Consider the following 25,446-nt stretch of genomic DNA (forward strand, 5'->3'; position numbering starts at 1 on the left):
TAGTTGAACGAACATAACACCTAGAATGACAGATGGGGTGGTACAAATAGAAAAGAAGTTAGGATTTTTTCCGTTAATCGCATTAGTAGTTGGAACAATGGTTGGTGGCGGTGTTTTTAGTTTACCGCATGATTTAGCAGTAGGAGCAAACAGTGGTGCAATAATAATTGGCTGGTGTATTACAGCGATGGGAATGATTCCACTTGCGCTCGTATATCAAACGTTAGCAAGACAAAAACCGGAACTTGAAGGTGGAATTTATAGTTATGCACGTGCTGGTTTCGGTGAATATATTGGATTTAATAGTGCTTGGGGATATTGGCTAGCAGGAATCTTAGGTAATGTCGCAACAATTATGTTACTGTTTAGTACATTAGGTTATTTCTTTCCAATTTTCAAAGGAGGAAATAATGTTGCATCTATCGTTGGGGCATCACTTTTATTATGGACACTTCATTTTCTAATTTTATTTGGAATCCGTGAAGCTTCTATTATGAATGTTATCGCAACAATAGGGAAGTTAGTTCCAATCGTTTTATTTATTGTTGTAATGGTAACAGCCTTTCGCTGGGACACATTTACACATGATTTTTGGGGAGAAGGAACCTTCTCACTTTCCGCTATACTTGGTCAAGTGAAAAATACAATGCTTGTAACACTTTGGGTTTTCATTGGAGTTGAAGGAGCGGTTGTATTATCCGGAAGAGCGAAGAATAGCCGAGATGTTGGTAAGGCAACAGTAATGGGACTTATTTTAGTAATGTCCATATATATTTTAATTTCTGTTCTGTCAATGGGAGCGATGACAAGAAGCGAACTTTCTGTGCTAGAAACTCCGTCAATGGGACATGTATTAGAGCATGTTGTTGGTCCATGGGGTGCAGTTGCGATTAACATTGGGTTAGTTGCTTCACTTGTCGGTACATTAATTGGCTGGTTTTTACTTGTTTCTGAAATTTCTCATGTAGCCGGAAAAGATGGCGTATTTCCGAAAGTCTTTACGAAAACAAATAAAAAGCAAACACCGCACATGGCATTATGGATTTCAAATGGTGTTGCCCAAATTATATTTATCATCGTTCTGTTTTCAGAATCAACATATCAAATTATGTATTTCATTGCATCAACATCAATTTTATTACCATATTTATTATCAGCGTTATTCCAATTTAAATTAGTCATTACAAACGAGCTAAAAGACGCTAAATTAAAAAATGGAGCGTTAGCTTTAATTGCTTCTATTTACTCTGTATGGCTTCTTTATGCAGCTGGTTTAAAGAATTTACTACTCGTTTCAATTGTGTATGGAATTGGAATTATTGTTTACACGTTTGCAAGAAAAGAACAAGAGAACCGTTGCTTTGCAGGTGCAGAGAAATATGTGATGTGGGCAATTATTATTGCGGCTATCACATCACTGTATATGTTATTAACTGGAAATATAAAAATGTAAAAAGTCCTTTTCATTTAAAGGGCTTTTTTCTTTGTTTAGAGAATATTTACTACATAAGATATTCAGGAGGGATGAGAATGGAAGAAAAAGAACAGCTGTCTAGAATAATTGATTTAGCTAGTGAGTTAAGGAAAGTATTAGTGCAAGAATCTTTTTTTAATCATCATCCTGAGCTGAGAGGAGTCATTGAGAATTTAGCAAGTTCTGTTGAAAATTTGGCGGAATTGCAAAAAAGTAAAGATGAAAATGCTGAAGATCGATTACGTTACGTACTTGCTAAAATGAAAATTGCTCATAATGCAATTTTACAAGAGAAAAAAGCATTTCCTTCTCATTAATATACGTTTTAATTTTGAACCTGGCGGATAACGTCAGGTTTTTTATTTCTAGTTTTTCGTTTCTTTCATACACTAAGAATAGTATGAAAAAAGAAGGTGACTAAGGTGAAATTACATAAAGCTCTTCAGCCAAGTTTTATAAAACGAATGTACTATATGAGATTTTTAGGGAAATTTACAAAAGCTGAAAAAGAGAAGAGTGGAGAGAATTTCTTTGTACAATGCTTATCGCCAATACCATTCACTTTACAGGAACAATTTGCAAATGAACCCTATGTATTTGAAGGATTATGTAGTAATAAAAAGAATGAAAAAATCTTTTTGGAATTAAAGAAGAGGAAATTAGAAAAGCAATTAGTGATGTTTCGTCTTTATTATGAAAGAGGAAATGTATACGTGGAGTTAATATGTACAGAAGAACCGAAAGAAATAGCAAGCAGCTATAAAATGATTCCGGCACCTAAAGTTACAAATAATAAAAAAAGAGAATCTTTAGAACGAAAACTTAGCAACGGTTATTTATCATTTCTTATGCCAAAATTTCCGAAAGACTTTGAGCCTCCCGAATTATTGTGGCACGATGGAAGACTGTATGGAAACATATCCTTAAAGTCATCAATTAGCTCAATCGCATATTTTGAACAGAAACGTGAATGTAAATATATAAACTGCAGTGACTGGACGAAGTATGTAGAAATAGCGGTAGAAGATCAATTATATTTTGTAAGTGATCATGTGTATGAGCAATTAAAAAAACGAATGCATGAAGAAGGTAAGCTAGTTGAAGTAGAGGATATAAAAGTGCAAAAAGATGAATGGGAATGGGATGAGCGTGAATCGTCCTTTTTACAGTATGTACAAAGTATGGTGCATAATAAAGGGCTATATTTGGATGCAACGGATATATATAATTTCCATATAAGTGTAAAAACAAATATGTTAACGATTCTTGGTGGTATACCGGGCGTTGGGAAATCACGTTTTGTGCAAACTTATGCAGAAGCATTAGGATTACAGTATGGGGAAGAATTGGTTTGGATTCCAATTTCACCATCGTATCAAGAACCACATGATTTACTTGGTTACCTTCATCCAAATGGTACTTTTATTGAAAGTGAAACGAAGTTAGTTAGGACGTTAATGAAGGCGAAAGAAAATCCCAATCAACTGTATATAATCGTTTTTGATGAAATGAACATGTCACATATTGAGCATTGGTTTACTCCATTTTTATCTGTTCTTCAACTTGAAACAAAAAATCGTATTTTAAACTTGTATGAGGGTGTTCAGGACATTGAGAATTCAATTCCATCAACAATTGAAATTGGAGAAAATATTATATTTGTAGGTACTGTGAATTTTGATGAAACAACGAAAGAGCTCTCCGATCGATTATTAGACCGAACGAACTTAATAACGTTACAAAAAATTCCGTTTTGTGAGATGGGCATGGAACTGGGGAAAGTCGTATTACACCCACCTTTGAAAGTAACAGCGGGAGAATTTCGGATAAATTGGATGAGAAATAAAGCGATGATTGAAGTGTTTTCTGAAGAAGAATTAGAGCTATTAGATAAGTTGCATGTCGTATTGTCATCACATGATGCGTCTAAGGGAATTTCTTTCCGATGTGCAAACGCAATTGCGACTTATTTGCAAAATATACCGTTCCAAAATAACCATACCTATATGATCAGTAGAGAAGAAGGGTTTGATTTACAAATAAAGCAGCGTGTATTGACGAAAATCAGAGGGACCGAAATGATGGTTGGTTCTTTACTTTCTGAAGAAGCAAAAAGGGGAGCGACCTTAGTACCTCTTTTGCAATCTGCACTTGCAAACAGAGTATCTACATTTGAACACTCTTTAGCATATATACGAGAAAAACGTAGGGAACTGGAGTTGTATGGATATGCAAAATGAAGGGCGTTACGAAACAAAAATCGTTGATACGAATGAAACGCTCCCTTTTGTATTAAAGTTAATCATTGGAAATGAGGGGAAAGGAGATTATATTTTATTAAATCGTCTTTGTACATCTACTACAGCATTAGTTCAATGCATTTATAAAGTACAAGAATTAAAACCGATTAGATTGCAGTACAATTATGAAATCCCAATGAATATTACTTTTATATGGAATAAAGTATATGAGGGACAGAAAAATATAAAAGAGGCTCAATATGAAATAAATGAAAAAAAACAAAGAGTATTAATATATGAACATGGGAAAACAGAATTCTTTTATCCATGGCGCTGTGGTTTATACCATTTTGAAGTGCGTATAGAAGATACAACGTATTATGGTGCTTTTCAAATCGTACCGAAAAATTTTTTTGATGATCAATTTGAAATGATTCAAGACTATGTGAAGTCAATTTTGAATGAGTTGATTTTGGATAGAGGTTATTATAAAAAGACTTTCTCTGCACTTAGCGATATTGAGGATTCTTCTTATTTAGTTTTGCTTAGAAAGTTACCCCAAAAAATGAAGATGATAAAGCAAATCTTTAAGAAAATAGAATCAAGCTCAAAATTTATAAATGCATATAAATGGGAAGGAAAAGAGAGAAAGCCAACAAGAAAAGGAACCATAGTGGCAGAAAGAAAACCTTATGCAAAACATTATAATCGTAAGTTTATGGAACAAAAAAATAGTAAGGAAAATGCATTTCTTAAATATAAATCGATGCAATTTTATCATTATTTAATTGAAGCTAAAAGTTTTTTACGTCAAACAATTGAAATATTAGAAAGAGAAAAAAAGAAAAAATCAGAAGAGTTTCAAGCCGTAAAAACGATTATACAAACAATTGAGCGTAATGGATCAGTAACCGATAGAGAGAAGCAAAAATATAAAAATATACATTTACTAAAAGAAGCCGATTTACGAAAGAGCTCAATGAAAATACAAGAATATAAAATATTGGCGCACATTGTTCATGAAAATGTACAATACTTTCAAATGTTAATGCACTCCTCGTTTTGGAGGGAAGTTACTGAAACAAGTAACATGAACTTACATGATTTACCGATACCACATCAACAATTACTACATCATTTAGAAGTACTCCCGCAATATACGGATCAATCTCCATCGTTATTATTTGTTTATAAGCCAACGTTTTTAGTGTATGAATATTACGCTTTTTTTATCGTTATTTCAATTTTAGAGCAAATTGGTTTTGAGGCTAGAAATTCCATTCGTGAACAAATACAAGAACATTTTTATGTAGATGGATTACAAGATGGAACGACAGTAGTTTTACAACGAGATGATTTAAAGGTACATGTCGCATTTAATGACTTAATTGAAACACATCCTCTTATTGCATTAAGTAAAGGGAGTAATTTTTACAATGGTGAGGATACGAAGAAGCCAGATATTCGCTTAGACTGTTATGTAAAAGAAGATGGGAAATACGTATATAAATCTTCTATTATTATTGAAGTGAAGTATAGTCCAATGTACAATATTTTTCAGCACGTCGGAAATACGAAAGCAACTGAGCAAATGTATAAGTATTGGTCTATAAAGTATGTAGAAGAACAGGATGGAAAGCGAGTCTATTATCGAAGGTCAATTTATGAAGTCATTTGTGTATATCCAGGAAGCCATATGCATAGTAAAAAAATTGAGTCTGGATGCGGTGTTTTCTTGCAGTTATATCCATATAAGACGAAACAAGGGGAAGAGAAATTAGCTGGAAAACATGGGATGGTACAAATTTTTGAAAAGTGGTTAAAAAGCATTGAGAAGTAAAAGAAATCCTTTTTCATAAAGGATTTTTTTAGATTAAGAAGAATTATATGCTGTATGGAAAGAAACATATTGTAAGTTAGATTTGAAAAGTGATACAAATGTGTTATTAAAAGGAATGTGAGCGCGGGATAAAAGTCGATTAAATTGGAATCTAATTCATTTTGCAGAATATAATAAGTAATAAATATTTTTAGTTGCATACGAAGATTTGTTCTTATATGATAGATAGTGAAAGCGTTATCAAAAACAGAGCGACGATGGGAAAGGCGGTTAAATATGTTCCAGCGTGTTCAAACAAAGGAAGAACATTTTGGGTTCGAGCAACTATGGGGAGATTTTTGTGAAGAAAGAAACTTAATGTTCGTAGAACGTAATTTAAATCCATCACGATTTTTATTAATAGAAGATGAACATCCTATTGGTACAGTAGAATGTATTAAGTATACGGTACCTGAACAATCAAATTCTGAGTTTTTCTATCCGTTTTCTAAAAATGATTTAGTAAAAGATTTGAAGAATGTGTATGAAATAGGCAAGTTAAGTATTTCGAAAACGTCTCGTGGGAGAGGACATTTCAAAAGGCTAACAGCTATTTTATTTATACATGCGTTAGAAACAAAAGCTGAATGGTACATTGCAGCAGTAACAAAAAGAATGTATATGTATTTACTTACACTCGGTTTTCCAATTGAACCGATAGATAATCCATTTCAGTTTCATGATACTTTACAAGGTGTACCAGTAAGAATTCATGCTCGAAAAGGGGTTACGCATTTGTATTCTTTAAAAGAATTTCGCGATGTGATTCAAGGGAATGCTCATGCACAGGCATTAATTGCAGAATACAGTAAAAATATTATGTTAACGAAATAAAACGAAGTGAATATGTATAATAAAGAGAATAATATTTTTATAAGATATAACTCTTCATTAAAAAAGACCCTTATTATTTTAATAAGGGTCTAAAAATTATAATCCAAATATACTAAAAATCATTTTGCGGCGCTTTGGTTTCTTTTCTCGTTCGTATGTTGGTTTTGAATCAGGAGTAATATAAATGGGTTCTTCTTTCGTTAGGGCAGCTTCTAATTTTTGAATTCGTTCTAACATTTCCTCCATTTCACGACGGTGTTGTAAAAGTTGGTACGTGACGACATCATTTGCCTTATCTTGCATTTGTTCTTCCATTCGATCGAGTCTTCTCGTCATAGTGTTTAATTGATCAGCTAATTGTTCAAAATCATTCGATGATATGTTTTGAACAATTGTATTGACTTGAGTTTTTAATTCTTCAACCTCATTTGAGGAAGTCTTTTGAGTAGGTTGAGGATTTTGAGACTGCTCTATTTGAAATAGATGGTGTTCTAACATTTGATCGACATCATCTTGTGTGAAAATAAAGTGGCCATATTTGTTTTTTTCTATCGTAAGATTTAATTGTTGCGCGATCCGGACAACAGCCTTTGGGCTAACACCTAATTTTTTTGCGATAAATGGTGTTTTATATTCCAAAATAATCCCTCCTATATATATCCTGTTGAATGATTTCGAGCTATGAAGTAAGTTCCCTTCTAGTGCGACAAAAGAAGTGTGGAATCGGCAAAGAAAGTGTTTTTTCACGAAATTGAGTTGAGAAGAATAGTTCGTTTAAATAAAAATGTTTTATCGTAACATTTAGAATAATTTGACGAGTGTAAATGAATTAGATTATCATAATGATAAATATCTTTTTTATGTATGCATATAATATATAAAAAGGTGGTTGCTAATGTAGAATTTTGTTAGAGTATTAGAATGCTTACTTCACTTGAATAAAATTAAGTAGGAGGTGGCTTCCTTGCTTACAATGTAAGTAAGGAAAAGTATTTGGACATATATAGTATAAGTATAGTGATTGTTTTAATTGCCTTAACGGCATTTTTCGTTGCAGCAGAATTTGCAATTGTTAAAGTGAGAAGTTCACGAATTGACTATTTAATTGCAGAAGGAAATAATCGTGCAACATCGGTCAAAACAGTCATTACAAACTTAGACGAATATTTATCTGCTTGTCAGTTAGGAATTACTGTTACAGCTTTAGGAATTGGGTGGTTTGGTAAACCTGCGTTAAAGCAAATGTTTGATACGCTTTTTGCAAATTGGAATATCTCTACTCAACTAGCAGACATTTTTGCTGTAACTTTAGTATTTTTGTTAATTACTTTTTTACATGTTGTAATAGGGGAATTGGCCCCAAAAACATTTGCAATTCAAAAATCTGAACAAGTGAGTTTGCTTGTTTCTAAGCCGTTAATTTTCTTTTATCGTATTGCATTCCCATTCATTTGGCTATTAAATGGTTCAGCTCGAATCATTACGAAGCTGCTAGGGCTGAAACCGCCGAAGGGGCATGATGAGGTTCATTCAGAAGAAGAATTACGGTTGTTAGTTTCAGAAAGTTATAAAAATGGTGAGATTAATCAATCTGAATATAAATATGTAAATAAAATTTTTGAATTTGATGATCGGATTGCAAAAGAAATAATGGTACCTCGAACTGAAATGAATATTATAAGTAAAGAAATGCCCGCTGAAGAAGCTTTGCAAAAAATGTCTCGCGAAAAATATACAAGGTATCCAGTTGTTGATGGCGACAAAGACCACGTAATAGGTTTTGTGAATTTTAAAGATATTTTTACTGAGTTTGTACAACATAAAGCTGTTAATAAGAAGACAGTAGAGCAATATATGAGACCAATTATTTTAGTTATCGATTCTATTCCAATTCATGATTTGTTTTTAAAAATGCAAAAAGAAAGAACACATATTGCTATATTGATAGATGAATATGGTGGGACATCTGGACTTGTTACTGTTGAAGATATTTTGGAAGAAATTGTTGGAGATATTCAGGATGAGTTTGATACGGATGAGCAGCCAGAAATTCAAAAGGTTAGTGAAACGAAGACGATACTAGAGGGAAAAGTACTTGTTAGTGAAGTGAATACGTTATTTGGTTTAGGGATTGATGATGATGGTGTTGATACAATCGGTGGTTGGATTTTAACGAAGAATATAGAGATTGCTGAAGAGGATTCCATTGAAATTGAAAATTATAAGTTTTGTGTGAAAGAATTAGATGGACATTATATAAAAAGATTAGAAGTTACAAAGATAGTAGAATCGATTGTTATTTTAGAAGATGAAAAACAAATTCCGTTACAAGAGCAAATTAGCTCGTAAACTCTGCTATATAGCAGAGTTTTTTTGAGCATAATGTTTTTTGAGGGATAAGGGCTATGATACAATGACATAAGTTGAACCTTTCACTAGGTGAAGTATTGTTGTATACATATATTTGGAAGGAGAAGAAGTATGAAAAAGCATTTATATATAAACGGAAATTGGAAATCTGTAAACACGTATAAACCATTATACGCACCATATTCTGAAGAAACATTAGCGGAAATTGCACAAGGAACGGAAGAAGATGTAAAAGAGGCTGTTACTGCTGCAAAAAATGCAATGATAAAAATGAATAAATTATCTGCATATGATCGTGCGACTATTTTAGAGAAAGTTGCACAAAAAATGGATGAAAGAAGAGAAGAATTTGCAGAGATTATTGCAAAAGAAGCTGCAAAACCAATACGTGCTGCAAGGGGAGAAGTAGATCGTACTGTTCAAACGTACAAATTTGCAGCTGAAGAAGCGAAGCGTATATATGGTGAGACATTGCCATTAGACGCCGCACCTGGTGCGGATGGGCGTATTGCATATACAATCCGAAAGCCGATTGGGGTTATAGGGGCTATTACACCATTTAATTTCCCGTTAAATTTAGTAGCGCATAAAGTTGGACCAGCAATTGCTGCTGGAAATACAGTTGTATTAAAGCCAGCTGATCAAACGCCATTATCATCTTATGCATTAGTTGAGTTATTTGAAGAGGCAGGATTGCCAAATGGAGCTTTAAATATCATTTCTGGCCCTGGCGCCACGGTTGGTGAGGCAATCGTCAAAAATGATTACGTTGCTTCTATTACTTTTACCGGAAGTCCAAAAGTTGGAATCGGAATAAAACAAAAGGCTGGGCTAAAACGAGTTACGTTAGAACTAGGTTCAAATGCTGCTGTTATTATTGATGAAGATGTAGAGTTAACAGATGAAATAATTGAACGTGTAAAATGGGGAGCATTTGTTAATAATGGGCAAGTTTGTATTTCCGTACAACGTGTTTTTGTACATGAAACGAAAATGCATGAATTTCTCTCGAAGCTACAGAAAGCGATGGAATCAGTTGTTGTTGGTGATCCACTGCTTGAGGAAACGGATGTATCAGCTTTAATTTCAAAAAAAGATGTAGAGCGAATTGATATGTGGGTTCAAGAAGCAATCAAGGAAGGAGCAACTGTTTTATGCGGTGGTAAGAAGCGGGATGCAAGAATTTTTGAACCGACTGTATTAACAAATGTTCCAGATCATGTATCTGTGCAGTGCCAAGAAGTATTCGGTCCACTCATGACAGTAAATACATTTAAAGAATTTGATGAAGCGATTGAGCAAGTAAATAATTCGCGTTACGGCTTACAGGCAGGAGTATTTACAAATAATTTATTTAAAGCAATGCGTGCAATTGATGAGCTAGAGGTTGGTGGTGTCATGATTAATGATATTCCAACGTTCAGAGTAGATCATATGCCTTATGGTGGTGTGAAAGAAAGTGGCACGGGGCGCGAAGGAATTAAATATGCAATAGAAGAAATGACAGAAATGAAATTAGTATGTATTAAAAAATAAAATAGAAAACTTAAAATTTGCGCTAAAAAACGAGTAGGGAATGTGAACTGCACCCCAATTGTTAGACACAGTCTAACAATTGGAGGTGCAGTTTTTCTATGGCTAAATTTACAGCTGATGAAAAAATACAAATCGTTCTACGTTATTTGAACGGAAATGAAAGTTATCGAGAAATAGGTAAAGTCATTGGTATAAGAGACACCGTAATTTTGAATTGGGTAAACCAATATAAGCAGAATGGTGCGGAAGCTTTTCTAAAACGGTATACAAATTACACCCAACAATTTAAACTAGACGTACTAAATTTTATGATTGAAAACGGTACGTCCTTGTTTGAACCGGCAGCTATCTTTAACATCCCTGCCCATTCAACGATTATTGTTTGGAAAAAACAACTCGAAGCATAAGGAATTGATGCCCTTCAATCAAAGAAAAAGGGGCGTCCATCCCTGAACAAAGATTCAAATAAACAATCAAAACAAGCACCAGTTGAAATTTCAGTCGGAGCACTTGAAGCACGTATTAAACAGCTTGAAATGGAAAATGAGTACTTAAAAAAGTTGAATGCCTTAGTTCAAAACAAGGAAAAATCACGAAACAAGATAAAGCGCAAGTAGTCTATGAATTAAGGCATAAATATTCGGTGAAGGCACTCGTGGAGCTAGCTAATATTCCACGAAGCACGTATTATGATTTAGTACAGAAAATGAATCGTCCGGATTTAGATGCGGATTTGAAAGCTGAAATTAAAGCAATTTATGAGGAAAATGAAGGTCGTTATGGCTACCGTCGCATTCGTGATGAGTTAACGAATCGTGGTCAGAAAGTGAATCATAAGAAGGTTCAGCGCATTATGAAAGAGCTTGGATTAAAGTGTGTTGTACGTATAAAAAAATATAAGTCTTATAAGGGGAAATCCGGTAAAATTGCACCAAATATTTTAGCTCGCAATTTTCATGCAGATGCACCGAATCAAAAATGGGTAACAGACATCACAGAGTTTAAATTATTTGGAGAGAAACTTTATTTATCACCTGTATTAGACTTGTATAATGGTGAAATTATTACCTATACAATAGGCTCTAGACCGGTGTATTCACTTGTTTCAGAGATGTTAGAAAAAGCATTAGAACATTTGCCTGAACATCACCAACTAGTGATGCATTCAGATCAAGGATGGCATTATCAAATGAAACAATATGTCCGTACACTTGAATCAAGAGATATTGTGCAGAGTATGTCTCGAAAAGGCAACTGTTACGACAACGCAGTAATGGAGAATTTCTTTGGGATCATGAAATCGGAATTCCTCTACATAAAAGAGTTTGAAAGTGTAGAACATTTTAAAATAGAATTAGAAAAATATATAGAGTATTATAATACGAAACGGATAAAGGCAAAATTAAAAATGAGCCCGGTGCAATACCGGACTCACTTTTATCAAGCTGCCTAATGAAATAACCATGTCTAACTTTTAGGGGTCACTTCAAATGTTTACGATTCCATACTCGTTTTTTTACGCTTTTAGTAACTATTTAATTAAGTGTAACTTTTACTTCATTTCTTGTTTGAAAATAGTATCTTCTACATAAATTTGTTCTTTATCTACAGCAGTAGCATGAGTTAATACTAAACCGATTGGTGTTTCTGTATCTTTATTTTGAACAATTGTAAAAGGAACATTTTTTTCGTTTGCTAATTTAATGTATTTTGATAAATGTGGGTAAGCAATGCTACCATTTAGGAGGAGTTGTAATGATTGAGAAGAGCGCATGCTACCTGCCACTTCAGAGTATACATTACTTTGCATTACTTGACCGATCGTTAAAGCGATTTCTACACGCTCACGTAATGTAGTTAAATACATATTACGTTCTTCTGGTTTGTTTTGCTTTTGGCCGTAAATGCCTTCTTGGAGATAATCTTCCACATTTTTATTTACCATATTTTTCACACCTTTCATTTTCTATTGTACGCAAGAATTAAAAATGATGCAAAAAAAAGTCGTTTTGACTACGGAAATAATGAAAATATGTGAAGGAAAAAGGGAATTTGCATACAATTAGTTAAATAAGAAAGAAAAAATAATTTTATCAACAGAAATTAACAAAATGTGACAAAAATCTATTAACGAATCGTATTTTTTGTGTTAATATTCAAAATATAAAGGGTATTCGTCGTATGGAAATGGAGGGAATGGAGGTTTTTCCAATCGATAAGGATATTAAAGAAATATTTTGTTCACACTTGAAAAACAATAGGCACCAATTCGTAGAGAACTGGAAAAACAAAATGATAATTTCCGAAAAAGATCCATTTAAACTAGAAGTAGTTCAAAATGGAGAGGATTTACTAGAGTTAATTATCGAACTTACTATGGAAGATAAAGATATAAATTATCTTCAACCGTTATGCGAGAAAATTGCTATTGAACGTGCTGGAGCAGATGCGAATATTGGAGATTTTGTTTATAACGCAAACGTGGGAAGAAATGAACTTTTCGAAGCGATGTGTGAATTAGATGTTAGCGCTCGTGAATTGAAACCAATTATGGCAAAAATACATACTTGTTTTGACAAATTAATTTATTATACTGTTTTAAAATACTCGGAAATTATATCGAAGAATTTAGAGGAAAAACAGCAATATATTAACGAAACACATAAAGAAAGACTGACGATTTTAGGACAAATGTCAGCTAGTTTTGTACATGAATTTCGTAATCCGCTTACTTCCATTATGGGGTTTGTCAAATTATTAAAGGCAGATCATCCGAGTTTATCGTATTTAGATATTATTTCGCATGAATTAGATCAATTAAATTTTCGTATTTCGCAATTTTTACTCGTATCGAAAAAAGAAATGTGGAATGAATCGGAACGGTTTTGGCTTAATGACTTGTTTCAAGACATTATACAATTCTTATATCCGAGTTTGGTCAATGCGAATGTTTTGATTGAAAAGAATTTACCGTATCCAATTCCGCTTGTTGGTTATCGAAGTGAAGTGAGACAAGTATTTTTAAACATATTAATGAATTCAATCGATGCTCTTGAATCAATGAAAGAAGAACGAAAAATTATCATTGATGTATTTGAAGAAGATCAAGCTATTCGAATTGTGATAAAAAATAATGGACCAATGATTCCAGCTGAAAATGTAGAAACGATTTTTGAACCATTTGTAACTACTAAAAAGTTAGGAACTGGTATTGGATTATTTGTATGTAAACAAATTGTGGAAAAACATAATGGATCCATTATGTGTCGATCAGATAACGATTGGACAGAATTTCAAATTGCATTTCAAAAATAAACAGTCTACACCAAATGAATGGTGTAGACTGTTTTAATTTGTAAGTATAACGGCTTCTAATTTAGGATCTTTAGTTGAATAACCTACTATTGAAATTGTATAAATAACATTTGGTTCAACATTGAATTTCGGTATAGTCAATAAAACGTTTTTATTATCTGCGAGTGAAATTTCAATATCTGCTGTACCAGGGCTAACTTGTAAAAAATCTGTTATTTGTTTAAAGAGTACATTTTCAAATAAATGATCTCCATCTTTTAAATCTACATTTACAACAGGGGTATCTGGAGAGAAATGTGCAAAGCGTATTTTAGCTTGACCAGCTGGTAAATGTGTATTATCAAGTATAGGTTGTAATTGTAGGTGATTATCACTATTTATTGCAGCAAGAGTATAAGTATGATTTCCCATTATTGGTACCAATGCTGAAAAGATTGGAGTTTCATTTCCGACAGGGACAATATCTATACGGTATTTACCTTGCACTAATGATAAATAAGGGCTGAATTGCTTAAATGAAATACTTTTAATAACCTTTTGTCCGTTTACTAAAATATCAACCGCTGATATATTTGGATCGGCATGAAAAATTCTTATATGTGACGGTAAAGCAGCTTCTTGTGAATCCCTTTTCTCATGCGCCTGTACAAGTTTTGAAAGTGCATCGCAATATTTCATATATAATTCTATATATTTTTTAGGATTACGAAACTGATAGTAACGTGCGAGCTGTTCGTATTGCGTAACTTCTTGTCCATATTTTTCAATTTCAGATTGAGACATGAACATTCCTCCTTTGTCATCATTAAAACTATATGCGAAGCAAGAAAGCGGTTATGCGAAAAAAATAATTTTATAAAGGGAATATTAAAAATTGACAACTAATATGTCGTCATAAAGAGCTGCTGGTGCTTACGAGTATTTGGCAGAGTAAAGCAGTACATATGACTGCACGAAAGTAAAATAAATGCCAAATTGAAACTGCATTTCAATTAACATATTGAGTACATGTCCAGCAATCGCTAGAAAACTAGAGTTTTTTTTAATTATAGGCAAATACACATACAAAGTGATAATTGTCCTACATAAATTATAAAGGAAAGGTAGTTTGAATCTGAGGAAAGGGGTGCCACTTCGGGATAGGGATATCCCGATAGTAATTGTGAATGAAGTTATGAAAAGGTTTTGTCTTATAGGCTGTAGGATGAATTTGTAAACATGATTTTTCTATTTATTTTAGCAATTGACAGTATTAACCCATAAGAGAGCGTCATGACGAACTGATTAGTGTGGTTAATCGGTTCTTTTTTTATAGTTTAAAAATGAAAAGTTTACATATTAAATATGAATCTGAATTGGTTAGTAAGGTGGGGTGTCGAAATTTGTTTTAAAATATGCAATTTAAAGTAGGATATTAGGAAGGAGTTTAACGGGAGTTCCGTCGAAGTGTACAGAATGTCGGCATTTAAGGGCAGCTGGCATTATGCTATAAAAACATTTGGTGATGTAGTCATTTCATATAAAAGGGAGGGTTATTTGGGCGTATAGAAAAGGATTGGTCTTCGCTTTGAGTTCTGAATTTTCTGTTTTATAAATATTTTTAAGCACTCATTTGTATATTTTATAATAGTTTTTTGATAAATTCACTGCTTTTGCAGAGGATTCTTTTTTATGAAAGAAACGTCAATTTTCTTCATATATATATACAAATTGGAGAAATGGGGGAGCGCTATGCGCGATTACTTAATTAAACCACTTGTTGGTCAGCCGTATCCAATGATTTCACATGGAAAAGGTGTTTATTTGTATGATCAAAATGGTAATAAATATTTTGATGGTTCGTCAGGAGCAATTACGGCAGGTATTGGGCATGGCGTAAAGGAGATTGCAGACGTTATTAAAAAGCAAGCTGAGGAGATTGCTTTTGTTTATAGATCACAGTTTACGAGTGAACCAGCTGAAAAATTAGCAAAGAAGTTAAGTGATTTAAGTATAGGAGATTTGAACTGGAGTTTCTTTGTAAATAGTGGTACGGAAGCAAATGAAACAGCTATGAAAATTGCAATTCAGCATTTTCAAGAGCGAGGTATTCAAGGGAAACATAAAATATTATCAAGATGGATGAGTTATCACGGTATTACGATGGGTGCGTTATCGATGTCTGGTCACCCACTACGTAGACAACGTTTCGTATCTATTTTGGAAGATTATCCGACTATACCAGCTCCATATTGTTTCAGATGCCCTGTTCAAAAGGTATATCCAACTTGTCAGCTGGCATGTGCGACTGAACTAGAAAGATCAATTGAAAGAATTGGTGCAGAGCATATTGCTGCTTTTATTGCTGAGCCGATTATCGGAGCAGCTGGAGGTGCGGTTGTTCCGCCGAAAGACTATTATAAAGTCATTAAAGATATTTGCGACCATTACGATATTTTATTTATTGCGGATGAAGTGATGACTGGGCTTGGTCGTACTGGAGCATGGTTTGCAATGGAGCATTGGGGTGTAGAACCGGATATCATGACACTTGGTAAAGGGTTAGGAGCGGGATATACACCGATGGCAGCGACAGTTGTAAGTGATCGTGTTATGGAACCAATATTACGTGGGTCACGTTCAGTAATGAGCGGTCATACGTTAAGTGCCAATCCATTGTCTGCAGCAACGGCTTTAGCTGTTATTGAATATATGGAGAAACATAATCTCCCTGAAAAAACAGCAGAAAAGGGAGAGTATTTAATAAAAGGCTTACAGAAAGTTCAGCAACAATCGACAATCATTGCTGATGTGCGCGGAAAAGGGTTGCTAATCGGAGTAGAATTGCAACCGTTTACAAAAGCGTCGGAGCTTATTTCAGTTGCAGCTAAAAATGGCCTACTTTTATACCAAGCAGTTTCAGGGCAAGCAGGAAAAGAAGATAGTGCACTGCTTGTAGCACCGCCAATGACAACTACATATTCCGAGTTAGATGAATTACTTTCAATTTTCTCTAAAAGTGTGGAAGAGATGATGCAAAAAGGAGGGCATAGTATCGCATGACAACTATTACAAATACATTCGGTAAATTAAAAGAAATTGAGGAAGTAATTTCTTTGTTCCATGATGATATGACATTAATGTTTGGGGGATTTGGAGGGATTGGATCCCCTCCATCTTTAATACAGGCAATTTTAGAAAAAGGCGTTACAAATTTAAATTTGATTGGAAATGACACTGGATTCCCTGATGTAGGTATCGGTCGTCTTGTTACAAATGAAAGAGTTAAATCACTAATTACTTCTCATATTGGCTCCAACCCAAATGCAGGAAGGCAACTAAACGAGGGAAGATTACAAATTGAGTTTTCTCCGCAGGGAACATTAGCAGAGCGCATTCGCGCCGGTGGCGTTGGTCTTGGTGGTGTTTTAGTTGATGTTGGTGTTGATACGATTGTGGAAGAGGGAAAACGAACAGTTGAAATGAATGGTAAGACCTACTTAGTTGAAACAGCATTAACTGCTGAAGTTTCAATTGTATATGCGAAAAAGGCAGATCCGTTTGGGAACCTTGTATTTGACAAAAGTGCACGAAATATGAATCCTCACGTAGCGATGGCTGGGGATATAACAATTGTAGAAGCAGAAGAAATAGTCCCGCTTGGAAGTTTAGATCCAGAGGAAATTGTCGTTCCAGGTGTTTTCGTAAATTATATTGTACCATCGGAAGGAGTGAACTGGAAATGGGTATGGGCGTAGAAGTGAGGGATAAGATTGCTAGGCGAGCGGCGAAAGAAATACAAAATGGCATGATTGTAAATTTAGGTATTGGCATACCATCGCTTGTACCAAATCATTTGCCTAACGATATAAATGTTATGTTTCATGCGGAAAATGGAATCGTCGGTATGGGACCAACGCCAAGTAAAGGGAATGAAGACGAAAATTTGTGTAACGCGGCAGGTTTACCAACTTCTCTTATAACAGGAGCGAGTTATTTCGATAGTTGTACAGCGTTTGGTATGATTCGAAAAGGTTTGCTAGACATAACGATTCTTGGTTCATTACAAGTAAGTGAAAACGGTGATTTAGCAAACTGGATTGTACCTGGAAAACGTGTTCCAGGTATTGGTGGAGCAATGGATTTAGCACAAAAAGCGAAGCGGGTCGTTGTTGTGATGAATCATGTTGATAAGTACGGAAATGCAAAAATTATTTCAGAGTGTACATTGCCATTAACTTCAAAGAAATGTGTAGATTTAATTATTACTGATATGGCGGTCATGGAGGTAACTCCGAGTGGACTTATATTACAAGAATTAATGAGCCCATACACAGTAGAAGATATAAAACGACATACAGAAGCTGATTTTCAAATTAGTTCTAACTTACTAGTAATTGAATGAAGGGAGATGTAATATATGGAGCAATTAAAAAAGCAAGTTTGTGATTATATTGAGAGCCATGAAGAGGAAAGTGTGAAATTTTTAAAACGATTAATTCAAGAAAAGAGCGTATCTGGTGATGAAAGCGGTGCGCAGGCGATTGTGATTGAAAAATTACGTGAATTAGGTTTAGACCTCGATATATGGGAGCCTTCTTTTTCTAAAATGAAAGATCATCCTTATTTTGTATCACCCCGTACAAGTTTTTCAGATAGCCCAAATATTGTAGCAACTTTAAAAGGAAGTGGCGACGGGAAATCTATGATATTAAATGGGCATATTGATGTAGTTCCAGAAGGGGATGTGAATCAGTGGGAACATCATCCTTATAGCGGTGAGAAAATAGGAAATCGTATATATGGCCGTGGAACGACGGATATGAAAGGTGGAAATGTCGCACTCATGCTTGCAATGGAAGCGATTATTGAATCTAGCATTGAATTAAAAGGAGACATCTATTTTCAAAGTGTAATAGAAGAGGAAAGTGGCGGAGCAGGGACATTAGCAACTATATTACGAGGATATAAGGCAGATGGTGTCATTATTCCAGAGCCTACTAATATGAAGTTTTTCCCGAAACAACAAGGTTCCATGTGGTTTCGTTTACGTGTAAAAGGGAAAGCTGCACACGGTGGAACACGTTATGAAGGGGTTAGTGCAATTGAAAAAAGTATGTTTGTTATAGAACATGTAAGAAAGCTAGAGGAGAAAAGAAATAGTCGAATTACAGATCCGTTATTTAAAGGGATTCCGATTCCAATTCCAATTAACATTGGGAAAATTGAAGGAGGGAGTTGGCCAAGTTCTGTTCCAGATGAATTAATTTTAGAAGGAAGATGCGGTGTTGCGCCGAATGAGACTATAGAGGCGGCAAAAGAAGAGTTTGAGAATTGGATTGTTGAATTAAATGATGTGGACAATTGGTTTGTTGAAAATCCAGTAGAAGTAGAGTGGTTTGGAGCGAGATGGGTTCCTGGTGAATTAGAAGAGAATCATGAACTCATTACAACACTTCATCACAACTTTGTTGAAATCGAAGGGAACGAACCAATTATTGAAGCATCTCCGTGGGGGACTGATGGAGGTTTATTTACACAAATTGCAAACGTACCAACAATAGTATTTGGTCCAGGAGAGACGAAAGTAGCACACTATCCAAACGAATATATAGAAGTTGATAAAATGATAGCTGCCGCAAAAATTATTGCATGTACATTACTAGATTGGTGTGAGGTGAGAAAATGAAATACTATGAATCTTTTAGAGAACAGACGAATTGTTATACAGTAGAAGGCGTTTTAGATTATTTTAATAAGCGTATTCGGGTAGATCACTATACAGGAAATGTTGAAAGTATTATACAGACAATTGACGAACTAGCAGAGGAACATTCTTTCACTAAATGTATTATTAAAGGAAAGGGAGAGCATGTTTCAACATGGCTCTCTTTCGGTTTTTTGTTGGAAGCAACGATACCTCATTATTTTCAAGGACACGATGCATACTTTTTTGTGAAATATAATAATGATGAAAGACGAAATAGTATGCATTGGACTGAGGAAGATACTATATTAAGCGGTGTAAAAGGAAAAGAAATAAAAGAAAAAGTAGTTCCAGAGAAATTTTTGCTGAGAAAAGCGACTGAAGAAGATGCAGAAGAATTAGCAACTGTATTCGGAAAAGTATTTGAAGTGTATCCGACACCTTTAAATGAAGCGAGTTATGTATTACAGACGATGAAAGAAGACGATACAATTTACTACGTATATGAATATGAGGGGAAAATTATTAGTACAGCATCTGCAGAAATGAATATAAAAGAAGGGAATGCAGAATTAACGAATTGTGCTACTTTACCTGAATATCGTAAACATGGATTTATGAAAAGTTTACTAATTAAATTAGAGGAAGAGCTTCGAGAAAGATCTATTTTCTGCTCCTATACAATTGCTCGATCGCTTTCTTTCGGAATGAATGCTGCATTTCATCAATTAGGTTATACGTATACAGGAAGACTGGCGAATAATTGCTACATTTTCGATAAGTTGGAAGATATGAATATTTGGGTGAAAGATCTATCTAGCTATTCGAAAGCAGTAAAACTTCCGCCTCAAAATTCGGCTGTAAAGCAAAACAGTTAGGTGGAGCTGGGTGTTCGAAAAGCTGTACTAATTAGAGTTTCGAGTTATCTAATGAAAAAATAAAATTGGTCAAAATTATAGAACGGAATCGTCATGCTTACAATCGCACATAGGTGTGCCTAAAATTCGGCATGTAATTGCTGGATTTTCGGCAAGAGGGGGGATGACATTGCTAGCAGTTTCGACACAAGAAGTCATTGAAGCGATTTTGGGCAGTATTGATGAGGCTATACACGCTGTAGATGAGAATGGAATTACAATATTTTACAATTCTGTAGCTGCAAAACACGATGGATCGAAGATTGAAAAAGTGTTAGGGAAACATCTGTTAGAAGCGTTCCCGTCTTTATCAAGGGAAACGAGTACATTGATGAAAGTACTAGATACAAAAAAACCTATCGTACATCAAGCACAGCATTATCAAAATTTAAATGGTGAAGATGTTTGTACAGTAAATACGACGTTACCTATTTTTATAGATGGGAATATTGCTGGGGCTGTTGAAATTGCAAAGGATTACTCTACAATTCAAAAACTTACTGACACAATTGTTGACTTACAGTCGAAAATAAAGCGATCATCTAGAAAAAAAGTGATTAAAAAGCATGCTGCATTTGAGACGATAGTGACAAATGATACGCGGTTTAAACAGACGAAAGAGTTAGCACAAAAAGTAGCACCAACAGACGCAAATGTTTTAATATATGGTGAAACAGGAACAGGAAAAGAACTGTTCGTACAAGCAATTCATGAAGCTTCTAAAAGAAAAAACAAGCCATTTATTGCACAAAACTGTGCAGCTTTACCAGAGTCGCTATTAGAAAGTTTATTGTTTGGAACGACAAAAGGAAGCTATACAGGAGCGATTGAAAGAGCTGGGCTATTTGAACTTGTTGATGGTGGTACATTATTTTTAGATGAACTGAATTCAATGCCTCTTGATTTGCAGGCAAAAATGTTACGAGTGTTAGAAGATGGAGTCATTAGAAGAATTGGTGATAATAAGACGAGAAAAGTAGATGTTCGTGTTATTACCGCAATGAACCAGCCTCCAGAAATATGTTTACGAGAGAATAAAATTCGCACTGATTTATATTATCGCTTAAACGTATTTTCATTATATATCCCACCGCTTCGTGAAAGAACTGAGGATGTACTATTATTAGCATCTTATTTTTTGAAAGAATATAATAAAAGTTATAAAAAAGGTGTACTTCAAATTGATGAGGAAGCGAAAGATAGACTGCAAGCTTATCAGTGGCCTGGAAATGTCCGAGAGTTAAAACATACGATTGAACATGCTGTTATTATTGCAGAAGGGAATACATTAACAGCCAATTGTTTACCACGTACATTTCGGAAAGAGAATTTTTCGAAGAAGAAGGGTATAATGCCACTTAGAGAAGCACTTCATCAAACAGAAAAAGAATTAATAGATCAAGCGTTGATTGAAACGGAAGGGAATATATTACAAGCCGCAAAAATGTTAGGTATCCCTCGTCAAACGCTTCAATATAAACTGAGCAAGTACGACAAAACCGCCGAATAATCGGCGGTTTTTGTGTGTTTGCACGAATAAAAGAGCGTTTACATATATAAAAAGTAATGAATATGATGTTAAGTATTGATTTCATACAACGCTTAAAAATATTTTTTCGCTTATGTAATAGGATTCTCCGCACATTTACTTATCAACAATGTAAAGTTGGCATAACTATTGCTTATATAAAGGATGAGCGTATAAAAAGGGGGAATAGCAATGTTACATGATGTATACAAACCAAATCGTCACTGGAAGGATATCGAATTATGGAAAGATGTTACTGAAGAGCAATGGAATGATTGGGTTTGGCAATTAACGAATACGATCAAAACGTTAGATGACTTAAGAAAAGTAATTAATTTAACACCTGAAGAAGAAGAGGGCGTTAAAATTTCAACGAAAACGATCCCGTTAAACATTACACCGTACTATGCTTGGCTAATGAATCCTGATGATCCACGCTGTCCGATTCGGATGCAATCAGTACCGATTTCGGAAGAGTTATATAAAACAAAATATGATTTAGAAGATCCGCTTCACGAAGATGAAGATTCACCAGTTCCAGGGCTAACACATCGTTATCCGGACCGTGTACTATTCTTAGTAACAAATCAATGTTCTATGTATTGTCGTTACTGTACACGCCGTCGTTTTAGTGGACAAATTGGAATGGGTGTACCGAAGAAACAATTAGATGATGCGATTGCTTATATTAGTGAAACACCACAAGTACGAGATGTATTAATCTCCGGTGGTGATGGACTTCTAATTAACGATAAAATTTTAGAATATGTATTAAAAAATTTACGAGAGATTCCGCATGTTGAGATTATTCGTATCGGAACGAGAGCACCAGTAGTATTCCCACAACGTATTACAGAAAATTTATGTAACATTATTAAAAAATACCATCCAGTATGGTTAAATACACATTTCAATACATCTATTGAAATTACTGAAGAATCGAAAAAGGCATGTGAAATGTTAGCGAATGCTGGTGTTCCAGTCGGAAACCAAGCAGTAATTTTAGCTGGTATTAACGACAGCGTTCCAATTATGAAAAAACTTATGCATGACTTAGTAAAAATCCGTGTACGTCCATATTACATTTATCAATGTGATTTATCTGAAGGTATCGGTCACTTCCGTGCACCAGTATCTAAAGGTCTTGAAATTATTGAAGGTTTACGTGGACACACATCTGGTTATGCTGTTCCGACATTCGTTGTTGATGCGCCAGGTGGAGGCGGTAAAATTGCACTTCAACCAAACTATTTAATCTCACAAAGTGCAGATAAAGTTGTACTTCGTAACTTTGAAGGTGTTATTACGACGTATCCAGAGCCAGAGAGCTATATTCCAGGAAGAGCGGAAGGATACTTTAAAGAGATTTATCCGAACTACGAAGAAAAACGTTCAGATGTTGGTATCGCAGGTCTTATGAGCGATAAGAAATTTAACCTCGTTCCAGACGACTTACAGCGTATGAACCGTCGTAAAGACTATGAAGATAATGATACTCATGCATCTTTAAAAGATAAACGTGATAAACGTGATCAATTAAAAGATAAAAAATATCAAGCACAAATGGCTAAATTAGAAGAAAACGACAAAAAAACTGAGGGTGATGCAGTATGAATTGTATGTGGTGTGACAGTACAGAAGCGAAAGAAAGCTTGAATACTGTATATTGGGAATTACCAGATGGTACGAAAGCCATTGAAATCCAAAAGACACCATGTATTTCTTGTTCCTCGTGCGGGATGGACTATCAATCAGACCATACAGTAAAAGAAATTGAAGATCAATTATTTTTAATTTACACGAAAGATTTACCAAAACAACTAACGTATGAAGAATTAATGGGAAGACCGCGTCTATTAAAAAGAAATTATTTCGACTTTTAACCAGCTTTTATGCTGGTTTTTTTCTTTTTTGCCTTGTATAATGTACCCAAGTTAGAAAGGTAGGGAATATTTTTGAAAAAGACATTTTACCATTATATGATGAAGCATCGTGCAGCTTTATTTAGAAATGAAATTTCAGATTTAGCAGAGGCGATGTATGATGATTTAAGTTTTCCGAAGCAATCTGAAGACTATGATGAAATTAGTTCATACTTAGAGTTGAGCGGAATGCTAGAAAGTATGTCTATATTTGATGAAGCCTGGGATTTATACATACAAGATAGATAAAAACTATTTGAAAACATACAGAATACATTACTTTGTTTAAAGTGAAGTATTCTGTATGTTTTTTATTATGAAATTTGTTGATTTAAAGCTAGTCTAGTTACTAGCTTTCTTTTGAGTGTAACGTAAATTTTATAAGATTATAATTTTTATTGAAAAAATTTATGAATATAAGCTTCTGTGATAAGCGTTTTTATGTAGGTTGCATATACTGATATCAAAATCACGACGTCAAAAAAAGGAGAGATAGAGATGGCAAGAAAAAAACAACCTAAATACAACGTAGGGGACATAGTCGTGATTACGCTATATGGAACCGTTGGGAAAATCACAAATATGAAGGTTTTAGATGGAGTTTATGTATACGAAGTCAATAATCACGATGGATTTTACGTAGAGCAAACATTGCAGCACGTTACAGAGCAAGATATGAAAAAGGGCGATACGGAGTGGATTGAATTAAATTATAATTTCACGTTTGGTGATCTTGTGCAAGTAACTGGATATGATAAAGATGTTTTCCGTATTGTTGGTTTTCGTACAGAAGTATGGAGATATAAGAATGACGCATGGGAAGATACAATTTATGAATTGTCACGGATTACGGATGGTGAATGGTTAGAAGCGGATGAGTCAGATTTAACGTTACTTGCGAATGCTCAAACGGCAAATGCAATTTTGAAGAAACTGAAACAAGATAAAGCAGGTATGAATAAATTAGATTTAGGTAAGTTAAAGTCAATTAACAACTCGAAAAAAGTGAGTGTTAAGACGAATCGTCAAGAAATCATTGATGGGTTACTTGATATTTATAACGATTATCAATTATTGTTCGATACATTTAAAGATGAAGAATATAAAATTGTAATGGATGTTGTTCATAATTATTTAGTTAAATTGACAGAGAAAAAATAGTTAACTAGAAAGAGAGAATAAATTGAACAACAACATATGCAGTATAAGGTATGCCTACAACTATTAAAAAAATAAAAAGCCACTTTATAAGAGAGTCTGCCCATTGATCTTCATGCATGAACTCTTCTTTTGTTTGTCCTACTTCATATTGATTTTCCATTATTGTTTCCCCCTTTGAATAGCTTGTACTACAATCGTATGCATCTCGTCCAAAGCTTATGACCTATAAAAAAATAAAATCTATTTTTCTAATCTCATATACATAATTTTGAGATTTTTTCATAAAACAGAAATAAAGGAGTGATGCTCATGAAGGAAATTGAAGTCGTGATTGATACGGAAGAGATTGCGGAGTTTTTTTATGAGCAACTAATTGAAAGAGGGTACGTCCCAAAACGAGAAGAAATTGAAGATCTCGCAGATATTACATTTGAGTATTTATTAGAGAAATGTATGATTGATGAAGTTTTTGATGAAGAGGATGAATGAAAGTAACGACGGGCATAACTCGTCGTTTTTTACTCTTTACAAACCTGTCACAAATATAGTCAATAATTATTGGTATAATGAAAAGGAAATTTTAC

At 34.3% G+C, this 25,446-nt stretch carries 23 protein-coding genes and 1 pseudogene; 20 read left to right on the plus strand and 4 right to left on the minus strand.

Annotated elements, in window-relative coordinates:
- Nucleotides 1-25 precede the first annotated feature (25 nt).
- The 5 genes from QCI81_RS25075 to QCI81_RS25095 all read left to right on the plus strand — a co-directional run bounded on the left by QCI81_RS25075 (nucleotide 26) and on the right by QCI81_RS25095 (nucleotide 6,427).
- A complete protein-coding gene (locus tag QCI81_RS25075; RefSeq protein WP_071730115.1) occupies nucleotides 26-1,453 on the plus strand; it encodes a basic amino acid/polyamine antiporter in 1,428 nt (475 codons plus the stop codon).
- Nucleotides 1,454-1,530: 77 nt separating this feature from the next.
- Complete coding sequence (locus QCI81_RS25080; protein WP_000391447.1) at nucleotides 1,531-1,791, plus strand: hypothetical protein; 261 nt, start codon at nucleotides 1,531-1,533, stop codon at nucleotides 1,789-1,791.
- 105 nt (nucleotides 1,792-1,896) lie between these two features.
- A complete protein-coding gene (locus QCI81_RS25085; RefSeq protein WP_000766193.1) occupies nucleotides 1,897-3,714 on the plus strand; it encodes an AAA family ATPase in 1,818 nt (605 codons plus the stop codon).
- Nucleotides 3,704-5,554 (plus strand): hypothetical protein, encoded by a 1,851-nt coding sequence (locus QCI81_RS25090; RefSeq protein ID WP_001178725.1) that lies wholly within the window; start codon nucleotides 3,704-3,706, stop codon nucleotides 5,552-5,554. The genes QCI81_RS25085 and QCI81_RS25090 overlap by 11 nt, the downstream gene beginning before the upstream one ends.
- A 276-nt stretch (nucleotides 5,555-5,830) precedes the next feature.
- Nucleotides 5,831-6,427, plus strand: a complete 597-nt coding sequence (locus QCI81_RS25095; RefSeq protein ID WP_000487795.1) for a hypothetical protein — start codon at nucleotides 5,831-5,833, stop codon at nucleotides 6,425-6,427.
- 96 nt (nucleotides 6,428-6,523) lie between these two features.
- Here the strand turns inward: QCI81_RS25095 and racA are convergent, their stop codons facing one another.
- Nucleotides 6,524-7,066: a chromosome-anchoring protein RacA gene (gene racA, locus QCI81_RS25100; protein WP_000456014.1), complete on the minus strand. Its 543-nt coding sequence runs from the start codon at nucleotides 7,064-7,066 to the stop codon at nucleotides 6,524-6,526.
- Between the two features lie 354 nt (nucleotides 7,067-7,420).
- Here racA and QCI81_RS25105 point away from each other — a divergent pair, with 354 nt between their 5' ends.
- The 3 genes and pseudogenes from QCI81_RS25105 (at nucleotide 7,421) to QCI81_RS25115 (ending at nucleotide 11,786) form a co-directional block, all read left to right on the plus strand.
- Nucleotides 7,421-8,776, plus strand: a complete 1,356-nt coding sequence (locus QCI81_RS25105) for a hemolysin family protein (protein WP_015055122.1) — start codon at nucleotides 7,421-7,423, stop codon at nucleotides 8,774-8,776.
- Between the two features lie 132 nt (nucleotides 8,777-8,908).
- Entirely contained in the window at nucleotides 8,909-10,333 is a 1,425-nt protein-coding gene (locus tag QCI81_RS25110) for an aldehyde dehydrogenase family protein (RefSeq protein WP_071730117.1), read from the plus strand.
- A 98-nt stretch (nucleotides 10,334-10,431) separates the two neighbouring features.
- A pseudogene (locus QCI81_RS25115) lies at nucleotides 10,432-11,786 on the plus strand (IS3 family transposase).
- A gap of 99 nt (nucleotides 11,787-11,885) precedes the next feature.
- Here QCI81_RS25115 and QCI81_RS25120 read toward each other — a convergent pair.
- Entirely contained in the window at nucleotides 11,886-12,278 is a 393-nt protein-coding gene (locus QCI81_RS25120; RefSeq protein WP_000247562.1) for a YueI family protein, read from the minus strand.
- Between the two features lie 236 nt (nucleotides 12,279-12,514).
- On the opposite strand from QCI81_RS25120, the gene QCI81_RS25125 reads away from it, so the two are divergent.
- The gene (locus tag QCI81_RS25125) at nucleotides 12,515-13,648 is read left to right on the plus strand and encodes a BA2291 family sporulation histidine kinase (protein ID WP_000425086.1); all 1,134 of its coding nucleotides are present in this window, start codon (nucleotides 12,515-12,517) and stop codon (nucleotides 13,646-13,648) included.
- Nucleotides 13,649-13,681: 33 nt separating this feature from the next.
- Here QCI81_RS25125 and QCI81_RS25130 read toward each other — a convergent pair whose 3' ends face one another.
- Nucleotides 13,682-14,431 (minus strand): DUF4397 domain-containing protein, encoded by a 750-nt coding sequence (locus QCI81_RS25130; RefSeq protein WP_000083276.1) that lies wholly within the window; start codon nucleotides 14,429-14,431, stop codon nucleotides 13,682-13,684.
- 948 nt (nucleotides 14,432-15,379) lie between these two features.
- On the opposite strand from QCI81_RS25130, the gene QCI81_RS25135 reads away from it, so the two are divergent.
- From QCI81_RS25135 to QCI81_RS25180, 10 genes are all read left to right on the plus strand, one after another.
- Entirely contained in the window at nucleotides 15,380-16,690 is a 1,311-nt protein-coding gene (locus QCI81_RS25135; protein WP_023521850.1) for an aspartate aminotransferase family protein, read from the plus strand.
- Nucleotides 16,687-17,385: an acetate CoA-transferase subunit alpha gene (gene atoD / locus QCI81_RS25140; RefSeq protein WP_000208107.1), complete on the plus strand. Its 699-nt coding sequence runs from the start codon at nucleotides 16,687-16,689 to the stop codon at nucleotides 17,383-17,385. Before QCI81_RS25135 ends, atoD begins: the two co-directional genes overlap by 4 nt.
- On the plus strand, nucleotides 17,370-18,032 hold the full coding sequence (locus QCI81_RS25145) for a CoA transferase subunit B (protein WP_053564592.1): 663 nt from the start codon (nucleotides 17,370-17,372) through the stop codon (nucleotides 18,030-18,032). The genes atoD and QCI81_RS25145 overlap by 16 nt, the downstream gene beginning before the upstream one ends.
- 15 nt (nucleotides 18,033-18,047) lie before the next feature.
- Entirely contained in the window at nucleotides 18,048-19,316 is a 1,269-nt protein-coding gene (locus tag QCI81_RS25150; RefSeq protein WP_000436692.1) for a peptidase, read from the plus strand.
- Complete coding sequence (ablB, locus tag QCI81_RS25155; RefSeq protein ID WP_000878589.1) at nucleotides 19,313-20,212, plus strand: putative beta-lysine N-acetyltransferase; 900 nt, start codon at nucleotides 19,313-19,315, stop codon at nucleotides 20,210-20,212. The genes QCI81_RS25150 and ablB overlap by 4 nt, the downstream gene beginning before the upstream one ends.
- Nucleotides 20,213-20,375: 163 nt before the next feature.
- Entirely contained in the window at nucleotides 20,376-21,761 is a 1,386-nt protein-coding gene (rocR, locus tag QCI81_RS25160; protein ID WP_023521852.1) for an arginine utilization transcriptional regulator RocR, read from the plus strand.
- Between the two features lie 210 nt (nucleotides 21,762-21,971).
- Nucleotides 21,972-23,393 carry a lysine 2,3-aminomutase gene (gene kamA / locus QCI81_RS25165; RefSeq protein WP_000902145.1) on the plus strand — a complete coding sequence of 474 codons (1,422 nt, stop codon included), beginning with the start codon at nucleotides 21,972-21,974 and terminating at the stop codon, nucleotides 23,391-23,393.
- Nucleotides 23,390-23,662, plus strand: a complete 273-nt coding sequence (locus tag QCI81_RS25170) for a YokU family protein (protein WP_000995766.1) — start codon at nucleotides 23,390-23,392, stop codon at nucleotides 23,660-23,662. Before kamA ends, QCI81_RS25170 begins: the two co-directional genes overlap by 4 nt.
- Nucleotides 23,663-23,734: 72 nt before the next feature.
- Nucleotides 23,735-23,950, plus strand: a complete 216-nt coding sequence (locus tag QCI81_RS25175) for a YozE family protein (protein ID WP_000750717.1) — start codon at nucleotides 23,735-23,737, stop codon at nucleotides 23,948-23,950.
- Nucleotides 23,951-24,199: 249 nt separating this feature from the next.
- The gene (locus QCI81_RS25180; protein ID WP_000101498.1) at nucleotides 24,200-24,862 is read left to right on the plus strand and encodes a hypothetical protein; all 663 of its coding nucleotides are present in this window, start codon (nucleotides 24,200-24,202) and stop codon (nucleotides 24,860-24,862) included.
- A 4-nt stretch (nucleotides 24,863-24,866) separates the two neighbouring features.
- On the opposite strand, the gene QCI81_RS25185 is transcribed toward QCI81_RS25180, so the two are convergent.
- Nucleotides 24,867-25,022, minus strand: coding sequence for a DUF3930 family protein (locus tag QCI81_RS25185; protein WP_000431486.1), 156 nt, complete (start codon nucleotides 25,020-25,022; stop codon nucleotides 24,867-24,869).
- Between the two features lie 149 nt (nucleotides 25,023-25,171).
- Between QCI81_RS25185 and QCI81_RS25190 the strand changes: the two genes are divergently transcribed.
- Nucleotides 25,172-25,351, plus strand: coding sequence for a YozD family protein (locus QCI81_RS25190; protein WP_000658451.1), 180 nt, complete (start codon nucleotides 25,172-25,174; stop codon nucleotides 25,349-25,351).
- The last annotated feature ends 95 nt before the right edge of the window (nucleotides 25,352-25,446 follow it).

Origin of the sequence: Bacillus cereus group sp. MG20 (genome assembly GCF_040459885.1) — a bacterium.
In the GTDB taxonomy this organism is placed as follows: Bacteria; Bacillota; Bacilli; order Bacillales; family Bacillaceae_G; genus Bacillus_A; species Bacillus_A cereus.